The following is a 23689-nucleotide window of genomic DNA, read 5'->3' as shown; positions in this document are numbered from 1 at the left end:
AATGCAGCGGTTGTTTTTTGTACTTTTACGCGGATGTTTAATTGCGTAAACAGAACGTACCGGTAAACTTAACCGCTGTTAAAGGCTATTAATTGCTGATGCCCGGTTCGCTTGTCGTTAATTATTGTTACAAAAATTTGAGAGCTGTTTTTTTGCAGGGAAAGCCTGCAAGTTTTTTGTAACTTTTTGAATACAGATGCTTAAAAAAAGCTGCAAAAGCCCTGAATGCATGGTCTCTCTTTCCACGGACTGTACAGTCTAATTTCCAAAAACGAGAGCAAAATCGAATAGCCGGTTTTTTAACGTTTTAATCTTGTGAGGAAAACCGTTAATATAAACCAAATTATCACTCAGTAGCGTTATCCCTATTCTGGAGACATTTCCTTTGATCAACGTCCTTCTTGTTGATGACCACGAACTGGTGCGCGCAGGGATACGACGCATTCTTGAAGATATTAAAGGTATTAAAGTTGCCGGTGAGGCGTGCTGTGGCGAAGATGCGGTAAAATGGTGCCGTACCAACTCCGCCGATGTGGTACTGATGGATATGAACATGCCCGGTATCGGTGGTCTTGAGGCAACACGCAAAATCGCGCGTACCTTTGTTGATACAAAAGTCATCATGCTGACCGTGCATACCGAAAACCCACTGCCCGCGAAAGTGATGCAGGCGGGGGCAGCGGGCTACCTGAGTAAAGGTGCTGCACCGCAGGAAGTCGTCAATGCTATCCGTTCCGTGTTTGCCGGACAGCGTTACATTGCATCCGACATCGCTCAGCAGATGGCACTGAGTCAGATCGAGCCTGAGAAAACCGAATCACCTTTTGCCAGTTTGTCTGAGCGTGAATTGCAGATTATGCTGATGATCACCAAAGGTCAGAAGGTGAATGAGATCTCGGAACAGCTGAATCTCAGCCCGAAAACGGTCAACAGCTATCGTTACCGGATGTTCAGTAAATTGAACATTCATGGTGATGTCGAACTGACGCATCTGGCCATCCGACATGGTTTGTGTAATGCGGAGACGTTGTTAAGTCAGTGAGTGATGTGTTCGATTCAAAAGCATTTCTGAAAACCGTAACCAGCCAGCCTGGCGTCTATCGCATGTATGACGCTGGCGGTACGGTTATCTACGTGGGGAAGGCAAAAGATCTTAAAAAACGTCTCTCCAGCTATTTTCGCAGCAACCTGGCCTCCCGTAAGACCGAAGCGCTGGTCTCACTCATTCAGAATATTGATGTCACCGTCACGCACACCGAGACAGAAGCGCTGCTGCTTGAGCACAACTATATAAAGCTCTACCAGCCGCGCTATAACGTCCTGTTGCGTGATGATAAATCCTACCCGTTTATTTTTCTGAGCGGCGACACCCATCCGCGCCTTGCCATGCACCGTGGTGCGAAACATGCGAAGGGTGAATATTTCGGGCCGTTCCCTAACGGCTATGCCGTGCGTGAAACGCTGGCGCTGCTGCAAAAAATCTTCCCGATCCGCCAGTGTGAGAATAGCGTTTACCGTAACCGCTCGCGCCCGTGCCTGCAGTATCAGATTGGGCGCTGCCTGGGGCCGTGCGTGGCCGGGCTGGTGAGTGAAGAAGAGTATGCCCGGCAGGTGGATTATGTGCGTCTGTTCTTAGCCGGAAAAGACGATCAGGTCTTAACGCAGCTGATCGCGCGGATGGAAAAAGCCAGCGCCGCGCTTGAGTTCGAAGAGGCCGCGCGTATCCGTGACCAAATCCAGGCGGTGCGCAGAGTTACTGAGAAACAGTTTGTCTCGAATACCGGTGACGATCTCGACGTCATCGGCGTAGCCTTTGACGCCGGGATGGCCTGCGTACACGTGCTGTTTATTCGCCAGGGCAAAGTGCTCGGCAGCCGCAGCTATTTCCCGAAAGTGCCCGGCGGTACTGAACTGGGTGAAGTGGTGGAAACCTTTGTCGGCCAGTTCTATCTGCAGGGAAGCCAGATGCGCACGCTGCCTTCTGAGATCCTGCTCGATTTTAATCTTGACGATAAAACCCTGCTGGCCGATTCGCTCTCTGAACTGGCGGGCCGTAGGGTCAATGTACAAACCAAACCGCGCGGCGATCGTGCGCGTTATTTGAAGCTGGCACGAACCAACGCGGCAACGGCACTCACCACTAAGCTGTCGCAGCAGTCGACGGTAAACCAGCGTTTAACGGCCCTGGCGACGCTGCTGAAGCTGCCGGAAGTGAAACGGATGGAGTGTTTCGACATCAGCCATACGATGGGGGAACAGACGGTAGCGTCCTGCGTGGTGTTTGATGCTAACGGCCCGCTGCGCGCTGAGTATCGCCGCTATAACATCACCGGGATCACACCGGGTGACGACTATGCGGCGATGAATCAGGTGCTGCGTCGTCGCTATGGTAAAGCCATAGAAGAGAGCAAGATCCCGGATGTGATCCTGATTGACGGCGGGAAAGGGCAGCTCGGCCAGGCGAAAGCGGTATTTGAATCGCTTGATGTCAGCTGGGATAAAAACCATCCACTGCTGCTGGGCGTCGCAAAAGGGGCCGATCGTAAGGCCGGTCTGGAGACATTGTTCTTCGAGCCGGAAGGAGAGGGCTTCAGCCTGCCGCCTGACTCCCCGGCGCTGCACGTCATCCAGCATATTCGCGATGAATCGCACGATCACGCCATCAGCGGTCACCGTAAAAAACGAGCGAAGGTGAAAAATACCAGTAGCCTGGAAACGATCGAAGGCGTGGGGCCAAAACGTCGCCAGATGCTGCTGAAATATATGGGCGGATTGCAAGGATTACTCAACGCCAGCATGGAGGAAATTGCAAAAGTGCCGGGTATTTCGCAAGGGCTGGCAGAAAAGATCTACTACTCGTTGAAACATTGAGGGCTCTGTAGCAACATAGAGCTAAATTTTACTGACAACAAATAGTTACCGTCACTATGCAATATAATATCCCTACGTTGCTCACTCTTTTTCGTGTTGTACTCATCCCGTTCTTTGTGCTGGCGTTTTACCTGCCGGTTGTTTGGGCGCCCTTTGCCTGCGCATTGCTCTTTCTGATCGCGGCGGTCACCGACTGGTTTGATGGCTATCTGGCCCGCCGCTGGAACCAAAGCACCCGTTTTGGCGCTTTCCTCGATCCGGTGGCGGATAAGGTGATGGTCGCGATTGCGATGGTTCTGGTGGCCGAGCACTATCACACCTGGTGGGTGACGCTGCCTGCGGCAACCATGATCGGCCGCGAGATCATCATCTCTGCGCTGCGCGAGTGGATGGCTGAACTGGGGAAACGCAGCAGCGTGGCGGTCTCGTGGATCGGTAAAGTGAAAACGACGGCTCAGATGGCGGCGCTGGTCTGGATGCTCTGGCGTCCGAATGCCTGGGTTGAATGGGCGGGAATTGGTCTGCTGTGGGTGGCGGCAGTGCTGACGCTGTGGTCTATGCTGCAATATTTGAACGCCGCGCGCGGGGATTTGCTTGATCAGTGATCGTTTCGCCGTAAATTTCAGCAAACGATCCGGGTATGCAAAAAATAACGTTGACTCATAACGTCATATCAGTAGAATGCAACGCATCGAACGGCGGCACAGTCAGCCGGACGATAATGAAATCAAGTGGTTAGATGTTTACTTGATGACATGCGGGAATAGCTCAGTTGGTAGAGCACGACCTTGCCAAGGTCGGGGTCGCGAGTTCGAGTCTCGTTTCCCGCTCCAGATTAAAGACATGCGCAGTAGCGGGTGTCATTTTGAAAAGTTTTACGGCGCGTTAGCAAAGCGGTTATGTAGCGGATTGCAAATCCGTCTAGTCCGGTTCGACTCCGGAACGCGCCTCCACTTTCTTCCCTGGCCGGATGGTGGAATCGGTAGACACAAGGGATTTAAAATCCCTCGGCGTTCGCGCTGTGTGGGTTCAAGTCCCACTCCGGCTACCATGGGAAACAAAGAATAATCAAAGCAATAAGCAGTGTCGTGAAACCACCGAAAGGTGGTTTTTTTGTGCCTCTGGTTTAGCGCGAGGTGAGCGTGTCTCATCGTCATCACGATCGTGCTGTGCCCGAGAATTTGCTGCTATACCAGAACGTTAAGCCTAACTCTCTAACAGCAAGCCCAGCAAGCAGGGCGATTTTTAGCTAACCTGCAACCAATCTTAAACAAACATTTCACTCGCCAGACACAGGTTGCAGCCGCTGATAAACTGGCTGGTATCCATCCTGGAGAGCGGAAGGTTATTGTCATGCAATATGAAGAACAGCAGCTTATCAACGGCCTTTTCGAACGTCTGAAACAGGCCGGACAACAAAACAGCCAACGGGATGCAGATGCAGAGCGTCAGATCGCTGAATTCGTCAGACAGCAGCCTGCGGCCCCGTACTATATGGCTCAGTCGATTTTGATTCAGGAAGCGGCGCTGAAACGCCTGCAGGCCCGGGTTCAGGAGCTTGAAAGCGAATTAGCCGCGCAAAAAAGCAAACCCTCGACGGGCGGCAGTTTCCTCGGCGGCCTGTTTGGTGGCGCGAAAAGTAACCCGCAGCCTGACAACAGCTGGAATACCCAGCCGCAACAGCCACCGGCGCAGGATTACTCTCGGGCGCCAGCGCCAGCTACTCGCGGCGGCGGTTTTATGGCTGGCGCGCTCCAGACAGCCGCTGGTGTGGCCGGTGGCATCGCGCTTGCCGAGATGCTTACCAGCATGTTCCATCAGTCGCGGCCGGAAGAGATCGTGAACATCATCGAAGAACCGACAATGCCCGTCGGCGGTGAACCGTTTGTCGGCAATCAATACGGCGACTTTAATAACGTCTCTGACACCCGTTTCCTCAACCAGAACGATCCGTTCGGCAATAATAACGACGCCTGGCAGAACGACGATATTGATGACGACTACAGCAATGACGACGACAGTTTTATTTAACGACGCTATCGTGAAACCACAGAAATGAAGTGAACCCCGAAAGTTGGACATCCAATGATTAGGGGTTTTGCTTTTCCGGGTCAAAAAAGCCTTCGAGGCTAAGCCTGAAGGCTCATAAATCACATTCTTTTTACGGCTTTTCTTACTAACAAACCTGTAAGAATTGCCGGAAGTAATCCAAATATAGAGGCGATATCGACTAACGTATCCTCCAGTTCTTCTATCCCGTATGTGCCGAAGTGATTCATCATGGAATCAGCCCATTTGGCAGATATCACATCACACCCCGCCCAAATACGCCTTCCTCACCTCCTGATTGCCCAGCAGCTCCTCGCCGCTGCCGCTCAGCCGGATCTGCCCGTTAACCATCACATATCCGCGGTCCGAGAGCTTCAGCGCGTGATGCGCATTCTGCTCCACCAGAAAAATGGTCATGCCGCTGCGGGCCAGCTCGCTCAGCGTCTGGAAGATCTGCTTCACCACAATCGGGGCTAAGCCCAGGCTGGGCTCATCCAGCAGCAGCAGCTTCGGACGGCTCATCAGCGCCCGGGCGATCGCCAGCATCTGCTGCTCCCCGCCGGACATAGTCATCGCGCGCTGCTTGCGTCGTTCTTTAAGGCGAGGGAAGAGGTCAAACATGGTTTGCATATCTTCAGCCGCAAACTGGCTGCCGATGGGGATGGTCCCCATCAGCAGGTTCTCTTCAACGGTCATATCCGGGAAGATTCGTCTGCCTTCAGGCGCCTGCGCAATGCCGCCGGACGCGACGTAGTGGGTGGATTTATGGCTGATATCTTCACCACTAAACAGGATCTGTCCGTTGCGGATACGGGGCTGGCCGAAGATGGACATCAGCAATGTCGATTTACCCGCGCCGTTTGCGCCAATCAGCGCCACGGTTTCCCCCTTATTCACCTCAAGAGAGACCTGCTTCAGCGCCTGAATCACGCCGTAAAATACATCCACCTCGCGAAAAGCCAGCAGCGGTTCGTTCATAGGGTGACCTCGCTTTCGTCCGTGCCCAGGTAGGCAGCAATGACCTTTTCGTCATGCTGGATCTGCTCGGGTTTACCCCTGGCAATCACATCGCCGTGGTCGAGCACGATAATGTCGTCCGAAATCTCCATCACCATCCCCATATCATGCTCAATCAGTAATACCGTGATGTCGTGGTGATCCCGCAAAAAGCGAATAATGCCGCTCAGCTTGTGCGTTTCAACCGGGTTCAGCCCTGCGGCGGGTTCATCCAGACAGATCATTTCCGGCCCGGTGCACATTGCCCGCGCAATTTCCAGACGCCGCTGCTGGCCGTACGACATCTCTCCCGCCAGGCGATTGGCGCACTCCACCAGATCCACCACTTCCAGCCAGTAAAAGGCTCTGTCCAGGGCGTCGCTTTCCGCCCTCCGGTAGGACGGCGTATTCAGGATCCCGGCGAGCAGATTGCGGTTCACCCGCATATGCTGCGCGACCAGCAGGTTTTCCACGACCGACATCTCGCGAAAAAGACGGATATTTTGAAACGTGCGCGCCAGCCCGGCACGGTTGACCAGGTGGGTTCCGCCAAACATTTTGTAGAACAGACGCTGCCCGAGCTGCGCGGGGTTAATCCAGTCGCCGGGCTGGAATTTTTGTCCAAGGACCTGAATAACGTTGGTCGTTTTATGGCGGGTATTAAATAAAATGCTGCCGCCGGAGGCTCTGTAGAACCCCGTCAGGCAGTTAAAGACGGTGGTTTTTCCCGCCCCGTTTGGCCCAATCAGGGCGGTAATGGAGCCGCGCTGCACCTCCAGGTTGACGTCATTCAGGGCCTTAATCCCGCCAAAATGCATCATCAGATGCTCAACGCGTAATATCGTTTCGTTCATGGCGCGACGCCCTTACGCACGGCAAACCCGCTGCGGTTAATGCGGATCAAACCGCGTGGACGCCAGATCATCATCACCACCATCAGCATGCCGAACAGCAGGACGCGGTACTCGGCAAAACTGCGCAGCAGCTCCGGCGTGACCGTGAGCACAAAGGCGGCCAGCACCACGCCCAGCGTCGAGCCCATACCGCCCAGCACCACAATGGCGAGGATCAGTGCCGATTCAAAGAAGGTAAAGGAGGTTGGATTCACGAACCCCTGATAGGTGGCGAAGAACACCCCGGCAATGCCCGCGGTCGACGCGCCCAGCGTAAAGGCGGAAAGCTTGACCAGAACATGATTCAACCCCATTGAGCGACAGGCGATTTCGTCTTCACGCAGGGCTTCCCATGCCCGGCCAATCGGCATGCGCGTCAGGCGGTGCTTGATGTAGAGCACCAGCATCACCACCAGAAAGAGCACCGCGTAGATAAAGATAAACTTCATGTTCGGGTTATAGGTCAGGTGGAAAAACTCGTGGAAGGGCACGCCGCCTTCTTTCGCCCGTCGTCCAAATTCCAGGCCGAAAAAGGTGGGGGGAGGGGCCGACACGCCGTTAGGTCCGCCGGTGAAGGTCAGCCAGTTGTTCAGTATCAGGCGAATGATCTCCCCGAATCCGAGGGTGACGATGGCCAGATAGTCACCGTGCATGCGCAGTACCGGGAAGCCGAGCAGGGCGCCTGCGGCGGCGGCCATGATTGCCGCCAGCGGCAGCATGCTCCAGAAGCCTAAGCCGAGATACTGGTATCCCAGCGCCAGGCCGTACGCCCCAATCGCGTAGAACGCGACATACCCCAGATCCAGCAGACCGGCCAGGCCCACGACGATGTTCAGCCCCAGGCCGAGAAGCACGTAGATCAGCCCGAGGATGGCGACGGTCAGCACATATTTAGTGGCGACAAACGGGAAGCAAACCGCAAGAGCAATCACCAGAGGAATAATCCAGCGCATGCGGCTTTTGTAATCCGCTGGCCTGACATATACGCCCGCGCTATCGGCCTCGAAGCGCGCCTGGAAACGGGCCCCGGCAGCGGTACCTAAAAAAGCGCTCAACAGAAAACGCCCGAGCATGACGATGCCAACCATCCAGGCCAGCCGCTGTCCGGCGAAGTTAAAGCTGTACCCGTCCAGCACCACGCCCGCGATGGGGCCGAAGATTATCAACGCAATAAGCCCTGAAAAAACAGCGTCCAGAATGCAGCGTTTAAGTGAAAAACCGTGTGATGTCATCATTCTCTTCCTCACACTTTGGCCACAATCGGGCGCCCAAGCAGGCCCTGGGGACGGAAAATAAGGATCATGACCAGCAGGCCGAACGAAAAGACGTCTTTATAGTCTGAGTTCACCATGCCTGAGAACTGCGCTTCCGCCACGCCGAGAATGAGGCCACCGAGCATGGCGCCCGGGAGGGAGCCGATGCCGCCGAGTACCGCTGCAGTAAAGGCTTTAATACCGATCACGAACCCGACGTAGAAATCAAAGGTGCCGTAGTTCATGGTGATCAGCACACCCGCCAGGCCCGCCATCGCCGCGCCGATGACAAAGACCAGCGAAATAATCCGGTCGGTGTTAATGCCCAGAATGGAGGCCATCTTACGATCCTGCTGGACCGCGCGGCACATCCGCCCCAGGCGGGTACGGTTGATTATCCAGGTGAGCACCAGCATGCCGGCAAACGAGGCAACCAGAATAAACACTTTGGTGTAGGTAATCTGCACGAACCCGTCGCCCAGATGCAGGCGAATAACGCCGTCCAGCATGGTCGGCACCCCTTGCTGGCGCGGGCCCTGGCTCAGCTGCGCGTAGTTCTGGAGGATAAGCGACATCCCGATGGCGGAGATCAGCGGCGCCAGGCGCGTGGAGTTGCGCAGCGGCTTGTAGGCGATACGCTCGATAGTCCAGCCGTACACCCCGGTGACCACAATGGTGAACACCAGCGTGCCGAGGATCAGCAGCGGGAACGACTGCAGGCCGAAGAACGAGAGCAGCGCCAGGCCAATGGCGCAGAGATAGGCGGAAATCATATACACTTCGCCGTGGGCGAAATTAATCATGCCGATAATGCCGTACACCATGGTGTAGCCGATGGCGATCAGGCCGTAGACGGAACCCAGCGTTAAGCCATTGATTAACTGTTGCAGGAAGAATGTACTCATCTTAGCGCGCTCGTTTTATAGGCTGCGCGATACGCGCAGCCTGATGTTTATTACGCGCCGACGGGCAGGCCCGCCGACGTTGAGCGTGACTCCGTCCCGTTACTGAACTTCCTTGTATTTTCCTTTGTCGTCCCACTGGTAAACCACGTAGTCAGAGACCTTCAGATCGCCTTTGCTGTCCCAGGCTTTTTTACCCATCACCGTGTCGACGGAATTGGCCTTCAGCCACTCGCTGGCTTTGGCAGAATCCTTGCCGCCGGTGGCCTTGAAGGCCGCGGCAATGGCCTGTACGGAGGCATAGGAGTAAAGCGTGTAACCTTCCGGCTCGAATTTACCGGCGCGGAATTTCTCGATAACCGCTTTGCCGTCCGGGATCAGGCGCGGGTCTTTACCGAAGGTCATGTAAATGCCGTTGGTGTACTGCGGGCCGCCCGCCGCGGTGACCATCTCCTCGTTGACAATACAGTCCCCGGAGAAGAATTTCGCCTGCACGCCCTGCTCACGCATCTGGCGAACCAGCGGTCCGGCTTCCGGGTGACAGCCACCGAAAAACACGACGTCCGGTTTTTGCGCGCCGATCTTGGTGACCAGCGCGTTAAAGTCTTTTTCACCGCGGGATAACCCCTCGTACATCACATCCTGAACCCCGCGTTTCGCCAGCGCCGCTTTGGTGGCGTCAGCCAGACCCTGACCATAGGTGTCTTTGTCGTGAATAATCACCACACGTTTGGCCTTCAGCTTGTCGATGATGAAGTCGCTGGCAACCTGACCCTGCTGGTCGTCGCGGCCGCACATGCGGAACATATCGCTCATGCCGCGTTCGGTGATCAGCGGGTTAGTTGAGCCGGGGGTAATCGCAATAATGCCTGCGTCGCTATACACCTCGGAGGCGGGCATTGTTGAAGAGGAGCAGAAATGGCCGACCACGGCGTTGACTTTATCCTGGTCAACTAATCGGTTGGCGACGGCGACGGCCTGCTTCGGCTCGCAGGCGTCATCTCCCTGAACCAGTTTGATCTTCTCACCGTTAATGCCGCCGGCGGCATTAATGTCTTCGGCGGCCTGGGTTGCGCCGTGCCAGTACTGATCGCCATAGGTGGCGTTCGGTCCCGTGAACGGCCCGGCCACGCCAATCACAATATCTGCCCGGGCGGAAAACGCCGTCACCAGGCAACCGGCCAGCACAAGAGAAAGAGGAGTTCTGATAAATTTCAGCGACATTATTATGTTCCTTAGCAAAGAGGTTTTTGCACCACGGCGTAAACCCGAACGACCGACGGCGCAGCCAATCCGAAACACGAGCAAGAACAAAATGCACTAAACGAACAAGATACAGACGGCATCCTGCATATACGGCGAGGTATCCCTGCGCAGCGTCGCGCGAAGAACATTAAGCAAAAACGTTGCCAGAATGGTTAACCCATTGACGGGCTTGTGACATGTTTGAGTATAGAGCGCCGCGTTATGCCGCCTTGCGGGAGGAGAAGAAATTACAGCGGAGATCACATATCGTTAACAATAAAGCCCATAAGTTGTGCAAAGGTCACGGTTTGCACGTTTTTGCAGCAATAAAGACCTAAACTTCAGCCCGGAGAGGCGTGAGTTATGTGTTAGGATCGTTTCCTTTTTTGCAGGAGTATCAGCGATGACTGAAGGCCCATTGAATGAAAGCGAGATGGCGTGGCTTGAAGAGACGTTAATGTCTTACGGTCATGATGACGCGTCCGTGATTGACGTGTCCGAACTGGACGGCATGCTTACCGCAGTGCTTTCCGGTTCTGTTGTCGTTGAGCCAGATGCCTGGCTGGTGGCGGTTTGGGGTGGCGAGAAGTACATTCCGCGCTGGAAAAACGATCGTGAGATGAACCGTTTTATCGATCTCTGCTTTAAGCACATGAACGATATTGCCGAGCGCCTGAGCGAATACCCGGATCAATTCGAACCGATGTTTGGCTATAACGACGTGGACGGTGAGAGCTATACCGTGGTGGAAGAGTGGTGCTACGGCTATATGCGCGGCGCGGCGCTGACGGACTGGTCAGCCTTGCCGGAATCTCTGAAGGCCGATCTTGATACGATTGCGCTGCACGGTACAGAAGAGAACAGCGACAAGCTGGATGAACTGTCCGAAGAGGAGTATATCGCCAGCATCGAGAGCATCCAGCCTGCGGCGCTGCGCCTGTATAACTACTGGGCGAACAACCCGCAGCAGCCGGAAGCGAAGAAGCCGATTGTGAACGGCACGAAGGTCGGGCGTAACGATCCGTGTCCTTGCGGCAGCGGGAAGAAGTTTAAGAGCTGCTGTTTGCACTGATACATTTTTGTGGCTTTGGTTCGTTCACCTTAAGACCAGTAGAAAATAATACGTTTTTAACCTGTGACCGAGATAAGGGGCCGTCGAGGCCCCTTATATGGCCAGGCGTATCAGACGTGAATAAGCTCAATGTTATCGTTGCTCACCGAATATCATTGATCTATACGCCTTGAGATTCTTATTTGTATTCTGATATTGTCATATTTCTTTCTGGTATTTATTTTATCTTTTCATTTAATTCATGAATGTTTATTTTGTGTTTATTTGTGCATTGAATGAATTAAATCTCTTATCCCTTTTTGCGAAATAATGTTTTAATGAGTGGTCTCCAGGCGTATATTTTGATTAATCTTCTCGATTGATCAAAAGGATATTTGACGATGGCAGGACAATCAGACACGGTTCAACAACAGGATACTCTGAATCGTTATTTACTGTATTTCCCACGAAGTAAAACCGTTTCACCGGATGTTCATTCGTTTTGCGGGGAAGAAGAACTCAGTAAGCCCTACCGTTACACCATTCGCTTCTCCAGTCCAAATCCGAACGTTGCAGTCAAAGACGTTCTGAACCAGATGGCTGAATTTATTCTGCGCGCGCCTGACCCGAAAGCGAAATCGACCTGGCACAATCAGGAATCCTGGTTGCCGGTGCGCCAGATTAATGGCGTGATCACGTCATTTTCCCGTCTGAAGTCGTCCTCTGATGAAGCCCTGTATGAGTGCGTGCTGGAGCATGAATTGGCGCTGCTGGACCGGAATTACCGTTCAGCCGTGTACATGGACATGACAGTGCCTGAGCTCGTCAAGAAGCTGATGAAGGAGAGCGGGCATTTTCAGGGTTACAACATCGATTTTGATCAACTGAGCCACAACTACCCCAGCCGCGAAATGATTATCCAGTGGAAGGAAACCGATCTACAGTTTATCCGCCGTCTACTGGCCGAAGTCGGGATCTGGTTCCGCTTTGAAAATCACGACAAGGTACAAGGTGAAACGGTGGTGATTTTCGGTGACGGTGGTCGCCGCTATGTTTTCAGCAATAAGCAGCTGCCATACGTCCGCCATTCCGGCATGACCAGTCATGAAGAGTATGTAACCGAATTCGAAGAGCAGTACCAGCTCATCCCCGAAAATGTACTGGTCCGCACATATAACTACCGCGATTCGTTTTCCCCACAGGCGGATAAAACCATTGCAGGGAACGACATTCCTCACGGGATAACCCGCGGAAAACAGTACCACTACGCCGATCACTTTCTGGCTGCAGGTGACTTTTACGGCCAGGAGGCAGAAACAGCCTCGTTCTACGCACGCCTGCGTTATGAACGCCTGCTGAACAAACAGAGCGTACTGGGGGTGACAACCAGCGATCCGGAACTGCTGCCGGGCGTGATGTTTCACCCGACAGGGGATATTCCTGACGGGTTCAAGTCCGGATATCTTGTGACCATAATGACGCTATCCGGCAGTCGCGCACAGCACTACCGCGCCATCCTGAAGGGGATCCCTTATCTGAACGGCTACAGCTACCGTCCGGACTATCTGCCGCGCCCGGTGATAGCCGGTACGGTACCCGGTCACGTGGCGGCCATCAATCGGGATCACACGTATGCCGGAGTCGATGCGCATGGCCGCTACCGCGTGAAGTTTGATTTTGACCTCGACGAGAAACGTGACGGCTTTGAAAGTGCTCTAATGCGCTTAGGCAGACCGTACGGTGGGGATGTGTTTGGTTTTCACTTCCCGCTGCTGGACGGCACAGAAGTGGCTGTAGCCTTTGAAGGCGGCGATCCGGACCGGCCCTTTATTGCGCATGTCATGCATGACGGCAAGCACCCTGATCTGGTCACAAACCGCAACGACACCCGCAACGTGATCCGCACTGCTGCTTCGAACAAAATCCGCCTGGAGGACCGGCGCGGGCAGGAACATATCAAGATTTCCACAGAGCACGGCAAGGGACAGGTCAGCGTCGGCCACCTGGTCGATGCCACGGGGAAAAAACGCGGGCAGGGCGTGGAAGCCCGCACTGATGACTGGATGGCGCTGCGTGCCGCCAAAGGGGTACTCATTACCACAGAGGCCCAGCCCCGCGCGCAGGGCCAACAGCTGGATATGACGGCCGCCATTGCGCAGCTGGAGAAAGCGTTGTCGCTGGCAATCACGCTGCAACAAAGCGCACTGACAGCCGGGGCCAGTAATTTAGAAACCGATCAGCAAAGTCAACTGAGCCAGACACTGACTAACCTTACCGGCGCGGGCCTGCTGACCTATGCCGACAAAGGTCAGGCGCACGTCACGCCGGACAGTCTGCAGCTATCCGCCGGGAAAGACCTGATCGCAACAGCAGGCCAGGATACCAGCCTAAACGTGGTGAAAAAGTTCTCGCTGGCCGTGGGGGAAAAACTTTCTCTGTTTGTCCGCAAGCTCGGCATTCAGATGATTGCCGGGGCCGGGGATATCACGACGCAGGCCCAGCGCGGTGCCATGCATATGCTCTCGCAGAATGATTTCACGATGGCGAGTACCGCCGGGCAACTGAACGGCAGCGCCAAGCAAGGCATACAGCTGGTCTGTGGCGGTGGCGGAATACGCGTCAGTCCAAACGGACTGGTCACCATCTTCTCGCCAACAGGAATCGAACTGAAAGGGCCAAATCTGAAGTATGACGGCCCGGAAAGCGCACAGGTCACGGTCCCGCCGTTCAATCAGGGCGCGTTTAAACTCCGCTACCAGCTGCACGCCGGAGACGACCCGGAGCAAATTCTCGCAAACAAAAAATTCAGGCTGACCAGCACTGCCGGGAAAGTGGTGGAAGGCGTGACGGACAGCAACGGCCACTCATCATTGCTCGATGCCGATGACCTGGACACCTACAAAATGGAGTTAATGGAATGACGGAAGCCAGACAAAGCCCGTACGCCTCACGGGTCATATCAGAAGGGGATATTCCGGTACACAAAGATTTGGGGGAGGTGGCCCAGACCCGTCGCGTTGGCGTGCCGCGCCCGATGCCGGGAATTGTAATTCTGGTCCACGGGGTGAATGACGTGGGTGAGGCGTATCAGAATCAGGAAAAGGGTATTCTTGCGGGACTGAGTAAGCGTCTTAATCGTCAGGATTTTTACGCGCATGAGTGGGGGGAATACAGAATTGCGCATCCTGGCCGTTCGCCTGTTATCCCGTTTTACTGGGGGTACAAGCCGGTAACGCATGAGGATTACGTTGCAGATCAGAAGCGATATAGGGATGAAGTCGGAAAACTGTCTTCCGGTGCCCATCTGCCGTATGACGCCTATCAGGAAGATAACGAGACGAACAAGGCCGCGCTGGGTAATGACGGTAAGGGTTCGTTTAAGTACCAGAATGACAGCCTCAAGAATGGTCTTGATTCAAATTTTGCAAAAGGTGGCGGGACGTTTGCCAATGCGACTACCAACATTCCCGATATGCTGGGGCCAGGTGCTGGAGGTTTTGGGGTGGCAGCGGCGGGATTTGCATCACTGCATATGAACGACGGGGATTACACTCACCCCATTTATGAAAACCCGCACCGTATTTACCAGTTTTTTGCTGCCCAGCGTCTTGCAGATTTGATTATTCAGATTCGAAGTGAACCTACTACAACGAAAGATGTGATTAATGTGGTGGCTCACAGCCAGGGCACCATTATCACCATGCTGGCAAATATGCTGGTGAAGCAGGCGGGATATGATCCAGTTAACTGCGTCATTCTGAACCATTCCCCTTATTCACTGGAGTCCCGCGTGGCTGAAAATATTCAGCCCGGATACCAACAGACGGATGCTGCCAGGCAGAAGACATTCAAAAATTTCTGTAGCCTGATGCATACGCAGTGGAAAGGGGGAGGGATATTAGGCGAGGATGAATTACTGACCCTGGAAGCCTCCTGTACGCTGCGCAAACCCTCTGATAATCCGTTGCGAGCTGATGATCGCTATGGACGCAACAATAACGGTAAAGTGTATAACTACTTCTGTCCAAATGATGGCGTTGTATCGCTGGAAAATGTACAGGGATTTGGCTGGCGAGGGATCCCTCAGAAAATTGCAGATGGCATTCCTAACCTGTTCCAGCGAGTTTTTTATCAGCACGGCGAAGTCGGGAAAGCACCTGACACTAAACCCTTTGAGTTGCCACAACGAAAAGAGGGGGATGCAAAATATGCGTTTCTCCCGAATGCCAGCTACCGCGCCCATGACGTAGTGGTAAACGGTGAAGAATTGCCGGAACCCTTTATTTTCAAACTACAGGGTCAGGATAACCATCCGGATAATGACCCTAAAACGAGTGACAAGCCGTATACGTATTATATCGATCCGGATAGCCCGGATGCCTACATATCCTATTCGGCTAAAGCCAGTGCCACCAAGCGCACGGATTCTGCGATGTATATGCTTAACAGTTATCAGCGTATTAGCTGTAAGCCTGGGCATGTTTTAACACCAGATGAACTGAATGTAGAAAGCCATGACCGGGAGCATACCGTTATTCACGGGGAAGTTACTGGTTCTAAAGAATATCCTGTGTTGTCCATTACCTGGCTGAAAACCCGTGAAGAACTTGAAAAAGAATGGAAAAAAACTGACCCGGTAAGCTACAGCCAGCATTCGTCAATTGTCATGAGTGAGTTCGCGCCATCGCACGCGATGGCATTCGACCTTGCAATTGGTCAGTGTAAGTCGTTTGACTACAAAGCCGGTAAATTCTGGGAAAGCTTGTTACATCGTGCTGACTGGCGTGATCCGTTGAATGGTTTTCCTGCTGCTAAAGAATATTATCGGACTGGCAAGTTGGATGAACCGCAAACTAAATGGTTTATGAACAAGCCTGATGACATTCTACCAAAAGGTGATTTTGGGGTTGAAAACGATTATGCCGGTATCCGGCCTCGTCCGCGTAATCTTATGGATATTGAGGCGGGAACTGTCAGGCCGGGAGATTTCCAGGAAATAAAACTGCTGCAATGGGAAATGCCAAAGCCCAAGAGTGACAGCCAGTTAGCTAAAGGATAAACATGAAAGAGTTATGTGTAGGGATTATTACTACTGCTGTTTTATTTTCGGCTGCTTGTAAGGCTTCAGAACCGCCAACACAGGTGGTTTACCGATTTGATGATCATCGTTATCTGGAGCTGAAAGGCTGGGATTGTGAAGGGGAACTCTGGTACACGGATATAAAACGCGGTATCCATACTGAGCCTGTTAGCCAATATTACAGATTATTTACCCGTAAATTTATCCATCCATCGGAGCGGTATATAGCAATCACTGGCTGGGGGGCGGGGGGTTTTATTGTGTCTAAAGATTATGGGCAAACCTGGAGTTCTGTGCGGTTTGCCCCTGGACCTAATGAACCAAATGGCGATGATTACGCGCCTTATGAGGACGTTCTTTCTTTCACCGTCGTCAACGATCAAGGATTTTTACAGACCAAACACAGGCTGTATATGTCATCCAAACCATTTGAAGATCCTCGTGTATTAGCTAATGGTCCAGGGATTCCCTATAAAATGGATGATGGAACAGAGCAAGTATTGGAGGCCCGCTCACCTGGTTGGGCTTGGGGGATGGTCTACATGACTAAACAGCTATTGGAACATAGTACGCAGCAGTATAAGACAAACTGGAAGGGCTTACCCGACAAAGTACCGGAGGTGAAAGGTTATACCGGCTGGGACCATATGCAGTGCAATATGGACGCAGGGAGATAGCCATGAAAGGACTATGTGCAGCTGGCTGTCACCGTTTTTTTAAAGGCTGCAAGCTGCCAGGCAGAAAAGCTACCGACGCAAGTGGTTTACCGATTTGACGACTGATGGATATTGAGACGGGAACTGTCAGGCCTGGAGATTTCCATGAAATAAAGCTGCTGAAATGGGAAATGCCGAAACCTAAAAGCGACAGCCAGTTGGCTAAAGGATAAGACATGAAAGGACTATGTGTAGGAGTTATTACTATTTTCGTTTTATTTGCGGCAGCTTGTAAGGCTTCAGAGCCGCCGACGCAGGTGGTTTATCGGTTTGACGATCATCGCTATCTGGAGCTGAAGGGCTGGGACTGCGAAGGAGAGCTTTGGTACACCGATACGCAAAGGGCTATCCATTCTCAAGTTTATTTACAGTTTTATAGGATCTTCACCCGTAAATTTATTCATCCTTCAGAAAAATATATGTCTATCCCTATTTGGGGGGCTGATGGATTTAGGGTTTCGAAGGATTATGGTCGAACATGGAAACTTGCACAATTTGCACCAGGGGAAAATGAACCTAACGGCGATAATTACGCGCCTTATGAGGACGTTCTTTCTTTCACTGTCGTCAACGATCAGGGATTTTTACAGACTAAACACAGGCTGTATATGTCATCCAAACCATTTGAAGATCCTCGTGTATTAGCTAATGGTCCAGGGATTCCCTATAAACTGGATGATGGAACAGAGCAAATATTGGAGGCTCGCTCACCTGGTTGGGCTTGGGGGATGGTCTACATGACTAAACAAGGTCTGAAAGAGGATATAGCCCAGTTTAAGGCTAACTATCAGGGCTTACCCGATAAAGTACCGGAAGTGAAAGATTATACCGGCTGGGACCATATGCAATGCAATATGGATGCAGGGAGATAGCCATGAAAGGACTTTATTCATTGCTGACCGCGCTGTTGCTGGTGGCCGCAGGTTGCAAGGCTTCAGAGCCGCCAACGCAGGTAGTGTACCGGTTCGATGACCATCGTTATCTGGAGCTGAAGGGCTGGGACTGCGAGGGTGAACTCTGGTACACGGATACACTGCGGGGTATCCACACGGAGCCTGTCAGCCAGTTTTACCGGATATTTACCAAAAAATATGTCCATCCATCTGAGAAATATATTGCAATAACTGGTTGGGGTGTTGGTGGATTTAGGGTTTCGAAAGATTATGGGCAGACCTGGCAAATTGCACAGTTTTCCCCTGGTGAAAATGATCTTAATGGAATGAATGCCCCACAGCAGGAAGATGTTCTTTCCTTCACAGTGGTCAACGATCAGGGTTTTTTGCAGACCAAACATCGACTGTATATGTCGTCCAAACCGTTTGACGACCCGCACCTTGCCGCTGGTGGTCCTGGGATTGAATACATCGTGGATGACGGTATGGGAGGTAAGGTAAACGGCAAGCTGGAGCCAAGCAATGCTGGCCCTGCATGGGGGCTGGACTACATAACTAAACAAGGTCTGAAAGAGGATACAGCCCAGTTTAAGGCTAACTATCAGGGCTTACCCGATAAAGTACCGGAAGTGAAAGATTATACCGGCTGGGACCATATGCAATGCAATATGGATGCAGGGAGATAGCCATGAAAGGACTTTATTCATGCCTGACCGCGCTGTTGCTGGTGGCCGCAGGTTGCAAGGCTTCAGAGCCGCCAACGCAGGTAGTGTACCGGTTCGATGACCATCGTTATCTGGAGTTGAAGGGCTGGGACTGTGAAGGTGAACTCTGGTATACGGACACAGAACGAGGGATTCACTCTCAGCCATTTTTTCAATTTTACCGGATATTCACTAAAAAGTTTGAACACCCATCCCGGCGCTATATTGCTGTTCCAAACTGGGAGGTGGATGGATTTATGGTTTCCAAAGATTATGGGCAAACCTGGAAGACTGTAGGTTTTTCTCCTTCGGGGAATGAACCGAATGGTGATAACCGAGCGCCAGCGGAAGACGCAGTATCCTTCACCGTCGTTAACGATCAGGGATTTTTACAAACTAAACACAGGTTGTATATGTCGTCAAAGCCGTTCGATGACCCTCGTTTATTGCCTGGGGGGGCGGGGATTCAATATAAACTTGGCGATTTAACAAAAGGATATATTAAGCCCGGTTCTGGGGGGTGGGCTTGGGGAATGGTTTATATGACTAAGCAAGGGCTTAAAGGAACAGTTCAGGAACTTCAGTCCAACTGGCAGGATCAGCCGGACAAGGTGCCCGAAGTGAAGGGGGACACCGGTTGGGACCATATGCGTTGTGACATGGACATGGGGAAATAACTCATGAAAGGGTTATATGTAGGGATTATTACTACTGCTGTTTTATTTGCGGCGACTTGTAAGGCTTCAGAACCGCCTACCCAAGTAGTTTATCGTTTTGATGATCACCGCTATCTGGAACTGAAAGGCTGGGACTGCGAAGGAGAACTCTGGTACACCGATACGCAAAGGGCTATCCATTCTCAAGTTTATTTACAGTTTTATAGGATCTTCACCCGTAAACTTATTCATCCTTCAGAAAAATATATGTCTATCCCTATTTGGGGGGATGATGGCTTTAGGGTCTCGAAGGATTATGGTCGAACATGGAAACTTGCACAATTTGCACCAGGGGAAAATGAACCTAACGGCGATGGTTACGCGCCTTATGAGGACGTTCTTTCCTTCACCGTCATTAATGACCAGGGTTTTTTACAGACCAAACACCGGCTGTATATGTCGTCAAAACCGTTTAATGATCCGCGAATTTTGCCGGGCGGACCGGGGATTCAATATCGTTTAGACACTGGTTAAATGGATGAAATTACTCCAGATGCCCCAGGATGGTCCTGGGAGGGGTATTTTACGAAGGAAGGTTTACAGGAAAAGGTTATGTGCCGTGAGGCCAATTATCAGGACCTGCCCGACAAAGTGCCGGAAGTGAAAGGCTACACCGGTGGGGATCATATGCAGTGCAACATGGATGAAGGTCGTTAGTTATGAATATATTAAGAATGATTTTTGTTGTTTTCTTTGCTTTTAATTTAACTGGTTGTTTTACAATTAGCTTATCAAATGCCATTAAAGATAGTAAATATAGCACAGAAAAAGTCTTATCTGATACAATAACTGATGTTTATATTGATAGAAACTCCCCTTATTATATTCAACTGGGTGGGGTGAATAGCTCTTTTCTGGTGTTTGATGATTCGGATAGGTTGAAAACACTTCTATCTTCATCTTTGATGAATGTTGATAACTTATCATTAAGGCAAAATGGTGGGTTTATTTTGAGTGACGAAGGTAATTATACAAAAGTTTATGGGAAAGTAAATTTTGTTTATTCATTTAAAAACTTGGATAAAACTAATGAATTGCTTTCTAACACAAATTGCCAATTAAATGAGATGAATGAATGTGTTTTTGAAATCAGTGAGTTATCTGGTGATTACAATCAGAAGCCTGTGAGAGTTGAAGAACAAAATATTATCCACTTACAAAAACCAGTAATATTGGCTATGAAAAAGTATACTGAGCACACGCCTCTCAGTTCATATGCTTTAATGTTGCTTTATCCTGTGACTATTCTCCTTGATGCTGTGACCATTCCAGTGCAGATTTTCATCATTCCATTTGGGATGGGTACCGTAGGTAAATAAGGACATAACCATGAACGGTGTAATTCGACTGAACGATCCGCTGATGAGCGGTGGAAAAGTGATTAAAGCGTCCGGCGCGGACTTTATGGAAAAACCTGTGGCCCTGAAAAACGATCTGGTTATGTGCCCTGAGCATAAAGGAACGTTCCCTATCAACGAATGCCACCCGACCTGGACGATGAACGGCCGCGGCGTGGTCGTGGATGGCTGTAAAGCGGTGTGCGGCTGTGCCATTCGCACCACGCTCCCCACTGCGGGGGCTGTTTGATGAACTGGTGGTTATTCTCAAAACAGAATGAATTTGACGAGAAATATCCCTATTGGTGGATATGTCTCTTATATGTGGTCGTCTTGGTTATCTGCCTGGCCGTCCGGGCTGTCACCTGGCCGGGTAATAAACATGTCAATCTCGATTTTCTTGCCCAGTCCGTGGTTATTCCAGTTGTTTTTCTGACGGGGTTCGTTCAGGTGTGTTCTATCGGGTATCACGTCATGAGGCATTACATGGAAACGAGGCTGCTGATTGCCGCCCGGCAGGAATACAAGGTTGTCAGCTTCGCCAGGGGGAACATTACCCTTGCAGGCTGGTCGGTACTCACTCCACCAAAGGCAACAAAGGAACTGGCATTGAGAATGCTGAAACTTGAGGGAGAGTTTCCGCTGGCCGCTAAAATGCCGTTGAAAATCGAGTTGGAAGAATCTTTCCATTTCACGAGGGCCGGGCAGGCAATATCCCGCGTTCTGGAGCCCATGGCTGGGAAACTTTCTCGGTACCAGCAGATAGAAGTGCTGGTGTGGGTTCGAGGCGGGGATGAAGCCTGTAGCGATGAGCTCCGGCGCGTGCTAAAACGTTCGGCGATCGCGACAAAGAAAATCACTTTTTTACCTGAATGCCCGGACTATACGCAAGTCACGGAATGGATAAAGCTGGCGAAAAGCTACGTCGTAGAACGGCTGCTTATCTGTGTCGATCTGCATTCTGACGAAGAAGCGTCTAAACAGATGGAAAATGTTACGGCACTTCTCTTCACGAACGACTACGTCAAAACAGAAGGAGAAAAACCGGTTTATTTTTATCAGCCGATGACGGGTGTCACAGACGTAGAAAGCAAAGTGCCCGTGTACCTGAGGACAGAAACCATCAGCAAGCCTAAACAACTCTGGTATACCGGGTTATCCCGCACAGAGAAGTATCCGCTGCTGGAAGTGCTGGATGAGAACAAAGTGGTGCCTGACAGGCTGGAGCTTGAAGCATCGCTCGGTGAGGGCTCTGCCGGTTATCAGTGGCTGATGCTGACGCTGGCCGCTGATGCGGTTATGTACGGGCAGGGCGATCAGCTTGTGGCCGTGTCCGAACAGAACCATTTTGCCATGGCCGCGCTATCCTCCCGGTTAACCTGCCAACCAGATTATCCCGAAGAAAAAAGATATACGTTGCCGTGGGAAGTTGGCGGGATCGGCGGTCTGATGTTCTTTTTTGGATTGATGTTAAGCATTGCCAGCGCTGGTGACGACGGCAAAACGTTATCCGGCTGGTTTATAACTTTAATGGCTGTTCTGGTAATAGGATTATTCATTGGGATGGGGGCATTGTTTACCTGGTATTATGGTGACAAAGCTTATGAGCACATGGGGATGTGATGATGAATGAACCAATGATTTTAACGACAGCATAATGGATTGTTATGATCAGGATATAAGGGATTTTTAAAAGGGGAATCGATCCCTATGAAAGCGGGTAGTTTCCCCTTAAACCCTTTTTTAACCCACTTCCGGCAGCATCCCGGCTGCAATCAACACCTGCACCAGAATAATCACCACCCCACAGCCAAACACAACGCACAGCAGCGGTTTTCCTCCCGCCACGCGGTAACCCTGCTGCGGATGCTGCTGGCGGCTTTTCCACGCCAGCAGGGAAGGGAGGAGGAGAGCAAGGATCGAGAGCGCCACCCCCGCATAGCCCAGCGCCATCACAAACCCGCGTGGATAAAACAGCGCGAACGCCAGCGGCGGCAGGAAGGTAATTGCGCCCGTCTGTAAACGTCCGGCCGCGGTATTGCGGCGCTGGAACAGGTCGGCAAGGTAATCAAACAGGCCGAGCGCCACGCCCAGGAACGAGGTTGCCAGCGCCAGGTCGGCAAACAGGTGCACCGCCAGCTCTACGTGCGGGGAGGTGACAACCTCGCGCAGTGCCAGCAGAAAACCATTCAGACCAGCGTGTTGCGCCATCAGCCCAATAAAGGTTGAAGAGTCAATGCTGCCCAGGGTCACCAGCTGCCAGAAAATATAGGCGATCAGCGGGATCGCGCTGCCGATCACAAAGACGCGGCGCAGCTTGCGGATATCGCCGTTCATATAGCTGACGATGCTCGGCACGCTGCCGTGGAAGCCAAAGGAGGTGAAAATGACCGGGATGGCGGAAAGCGCGAGTCCTTTTTCCAGCGGCAGCGTCAGCAGGTTGACCTTATGCACGTGCGGCGCCAGCAGCACCAGCATGACTATCAGGAAGAGAATTTTGGCGCTGAACAGAAAACGGTTAAACAGATCGACCAGCGATGTGCCCACGCAGACCACGCCGCCGCCGATGAGCGCAAAGAAGATAGCCCCCGTCGCTGGGCTAATGTCAGAGCCAAACCAGTCGTTGATGCTGGAGGCGATGAGCTCCCCGGCGCCGCTGATATAGGCGGCGGTCAGGGCGTACATCAGGAACATCATGCTAAAGCCGGTTATCCACTGGCCGTAGCGTCCAAGATAGCGCGCCGCAAGCGAACCCAGACCGGTGTCGGCGGGCACGTGCTGGTAAACCTCAAGCAGCAACAGTGCGGTGTAGCACATCAGCGCCCAGAGCGTACCCAGCAGCAGGAGGGTCATTCCAAATCCCACGCCCGCAGCAGCCAGGGGCATTGCCAGCATTCCTGCGCCAATTGTCGTTCCGGCGACGATAAAAATACTTCCCAGGGTTCTGTTTTTCACGCTTTCCTCTACAACGCTTCTTAACCGC

General features: G+C 52.1%; 21 protein-coding genes and 3 tRNA genes. 18 read left to right on the top strand and 6 right to left on the bottom strand.

Features of this window, described 5'->3' with window-relative positions:
- The first annotated feature begins 385 nt into the window (after positions 1–385).
- The 7 genes from uvrY (at position 386) to V1587_RS16360 (ending at position 4902) form a co-directional block, all read left to right on the top strand.
- A complete protein-coding gene (gene uvrY / locus V1587_RS16390) occupies positions 386–1042 on the top strand; it encodes a UvrY/SirA/GacA family response regulator transcription factor (protein WP_013096026.1) in 657 nt (218 codons plus the stop codon).
- Positions 1039–2871 (top strand): excinuclease ABC subunit UvrC, encoded by a 1833-nt coding sequence (uvrC, locus tag V1587_RS16385; RefSeq protein WP_395314423.1) that lies wholly within the window; start codon positions 1039–1041, stop codon positions 2869–2871. The genes uvrY and uvrC overlap by 4 nt, the downstream gene beginning before the upstream one ends.
- 56 nt (positions 2872–2927) lie before the next feature.
- Complete coding sequence (gene pgsA, locus V1587_RS16380; RefSeq protein ID WP_023336158.1) at positions 2928–3476, top strand: CDP-diacylglycerol--glycerol-3-phosphate 3-phosphatidyltransferase; 549 nt, start codon at positions 2928–2930, stop codon at positions 3474–3476.
- 152 nt (positions 3477–3628) lie between these two features.
- Positions 3629–3704 (top strand) — tRNA-Gly (locus tag V1587_RS16375).
- A gap of 46 nt (positions 3705–3750) precedes the next feature.
- Positions 3751–3824 (top strand) — tRNA-Cys (locus tag V1587_RS16370).
- An 11-nt stretch (positions 3825–3835) separates the two neighbouring features.
- Positions 3836–3922, top strand: a tRNA-Leu gene (locus V1587_RS16365).
- Between the two features lie 302 nt (positions 3923–4224).
- Entirely contained in the window at positions 4225–4902 is a 678-nt protein-coding gene (locus V1587_RS16360) for a DUF2076 domain-containing protein (RefSeq protein WP_371899332.1), read from the top strand.
- A 279-nt stretch (positions 4903–5181) separates the two neighbouring features.
- Here V1587_RS16360 and V1587_RS16355 read toward each other — a convergent pair whose 3' ends face one another.
- The 5 genes from V1587_RS16355 to V1587_RS16335 form a co-directional block, all read right to left on the bottom strand.
- Positions 5182–5898 carry an ABC transporter ATP-binding protein gene (locus tag V1587_RS16355; protein ID WP_371899331.1) on the bottom strand — a complete coding sequence of 239 codons (717 nt, stop codon included), beginning with the start codon at positions 5896–5898 and terminating at the stop codon, positions 5182–5184.
- Positions 5895–6770: an ATP-binding cassette domain-containing protein gene (locus tag V1587_RS16350; protein WP_371899330.1), complete on the bottom strand. Its 876-nt coding sequence runs from the start codon at positions 6768–6770 to the stop codon at positions 5895–5897. Before V1587_RS16350 ends, V1587_RS16355 begins: the two co-directional genes overlap by 4 nt.
- Positions 6767–8041 carry a high-affinity branched-chain amino acid ABC transporter permease LivM gene (gene livM / locus V1587_RS16345; RefSeq protein WP_371899393.1) on the bottom strand — a complete coding sequence of 425 codons (1275 nt, stop codon included), beginning with the start codon at positions 8039–8041 and terminating at the stop codon, positions 6767–6769. The genes V1587_RS16350 and livM overlap by 4 nt, the downstream gene beginning before the upstream one ends.
- A gap of 11 nt (positions 8042–8052) precedes the next feature.
- Positions 8053–8967: a branched-chain amino acid ABC transporter permease LivH gene (locus V1587_RS16340; protein ID WP_109845204.1), complete on the bottom strand. Its 915-nt coding sequence runs from the start codon at positions 8965–8967 to the stop codon at positions 8053–8055.
- Positions 8968–9066: 99 nt separating this feature from the next.
- Positions 9067–10188: a branched-chain amino acid ABC transporter substrate-binding protein gene (locus V1587_RS16335; RefSeq protein WP_023312277.1), complete on the bottom strand. Its 1122-nt coding sequence runs from the start codon at positions 10186–10188 to the stop codon at positions 9067–9069.
- Between the two features lie 424 nt (positions 10189–10612).
- Here V1587_RS16335 and V1587_RS16330 point away from each other — a divergent pair, with 424 nt between their 5' ends.
- The 11 genes from V1587_RS16330 to V1587_RS16280 all read left to right on the top strand — a co-directional run bounded on the left by V1587_RS16330 (position 10613) and on the right by V1587_RS16280 (position 22329).
- Positions 10613–11281: a YecA family protein gene (locus V1587_RS16330; RefSeq protein ID WP_371899328.1), complete on the top strand. Its 669-nt coding sequence runs from the start codon at positions 10613–10615 to the stop codon at positions 11279–11281.
- A gap of 380 nt (positions 11282–11661) precedes the next feature.
- Positions 11662–14181 carry a type VI secretion system Vgr family protein gene (locus tag V1587_RS16325; protein ID WP_371899327.1) on the top strand — a complete coding sequence of 840 codons (2520 nt, stop codon included), beginning with the start codon at positions 11662–11664 and terminating at the stop codon, positions 14179–14181.
- Complete coding sequence (locus V1587_RS16320; RefSeq protein WP_395314422.1) at positions 14178–16319, top strand: DUF3274 domain-containing protein; 2142 nt, start codon at positions 14178–14180, stop codon at positions 16317–16319. The genes V1587_RS16325 and V1587_RS16320 overlap by 4 nt, the downstream gene beginning before the upstream one ends.
- Before the next feature lie 2 nt (positions 16320–16321).
- Positions 16322–17017, top strand: coding sequence for a hypothetical protein (locus V1587_RS16315; RefSeq protein WP_371899325.1), 696 nt, complete (start codon positions 16322–16324; stop codon positions 17015–17017).
- Between the two features lie 215 nt (positions 17018–17232).
- Positions 17233–17928 carry a hypothetical protein gene (locus V1587_RS16310; protein WP_395314421.1) on the top strand — a complete coding sequence of 232 codons (696 nt, stop codon included), beginning with the start codon at positions 17233–17235 and terminating at the stop codon, positions 17926–17928.
- 2 nt (positions 17929–17930) lie between these two features.
- Positions 17931–18635: a hypothetical protein gene (locus V1587_RS16305; protein WP_395314420.1), complete on the top strand. Its 705-nt coding sequence runs from the start codon at positions 17931–17933 to the stop codon at positions 18633–18635.
- A 2-nt stretch (positions 18636–18637) separates the two neighbouring features.
- Positions 18638–19330 carry a hypothetical protein gene (locus V1587_RS16300; RefSeq protein ID WP_395314419.1) on the top strand — a complete coding sequence of 231 codons (693 nt, stop codon included), beginning with the start codon at positions 18638–18640 and terminating at the stop codon, positions 19328–19330.
- Positions 19331–19333: 3 nt separating this feature from the next.
- Positions 19334–19843 (top strand): hypothetical protein, encoded by a 510-nt coding sequence (locus tag V1587_RS16295; protein WP_395314418.1) that lies wholly within the window; start codon positions 19334–19336, stop codon positions 19841–19843.
- A 185-nt stretch (positions 19844–20028) separates the two neighbouring features.
- Positions 20029–20688 carry a hypothetical protein gene (locus tag V1587_RS16290; RefSeq protein WP_371898715.1) on the top strand — a complete coding sequence of 220 codons (660 nt, stop codon included), beginning with the start codon at positions 20029–20031 and terminating at the stop codon, positions 20686–20688.
- Positions 20689–20698: 10 nt separating this feature from the next.
- Complete coding sequence (locus V1587_RS16285; protein WP_395314417.1) at positions 20699–20956, top strand: PAAR domain-containing protein; 258 nt, start codon at positions 20699–20701, stop codon at positions 20954–20956.
- Positions 20956–22329, top strand: a complete 1374-nt coding sequence (locus V1587_RS16280; RefSeq protein WP_371898713.1) for a hypothetical protein — start codon at positions 20956–20958, stop codon at positions 22327–22329. The genes V1587_RS16285 and V1587_RS16280 overlap by 1 nt, the downstream gene beginning before the upstream one ends.
- Positions 22330–22449: 120 nt before the next feature.
- On the opposite strand, the gene tyrP is transcribed toward V1587_RS16280, so the two are convergent.
- On the bottom strand, positions 22450–23661 hold the full coding sequence (tyrP, locus tag V1587_RS16275; RefSeq protein ID WP_371898712.1) for a tyrosine transporter TyrP: 1212 nt from the start codon (positions 23659–23661) through the stop codon (positions 22450–22452).
- Between the last annotated feature and the right edge of the window lie 28 nt (positions 23662–23689).

This window comes from Enterobacter sp. ECC-249, assembly GCF_043965265.1.
GTDB lineage: Bacteria > Pseudomonadota > Gammaproteobacteria > Enterobacterales > Enterobacteriaceae > Enterobacter > Enterobacter quasiroggenkampii.
The sequence above is the reverse complement of the archived record's forward strand: the minus strand, read 5'-3'. Positions and strand labels throughout refer to the sequence as shown.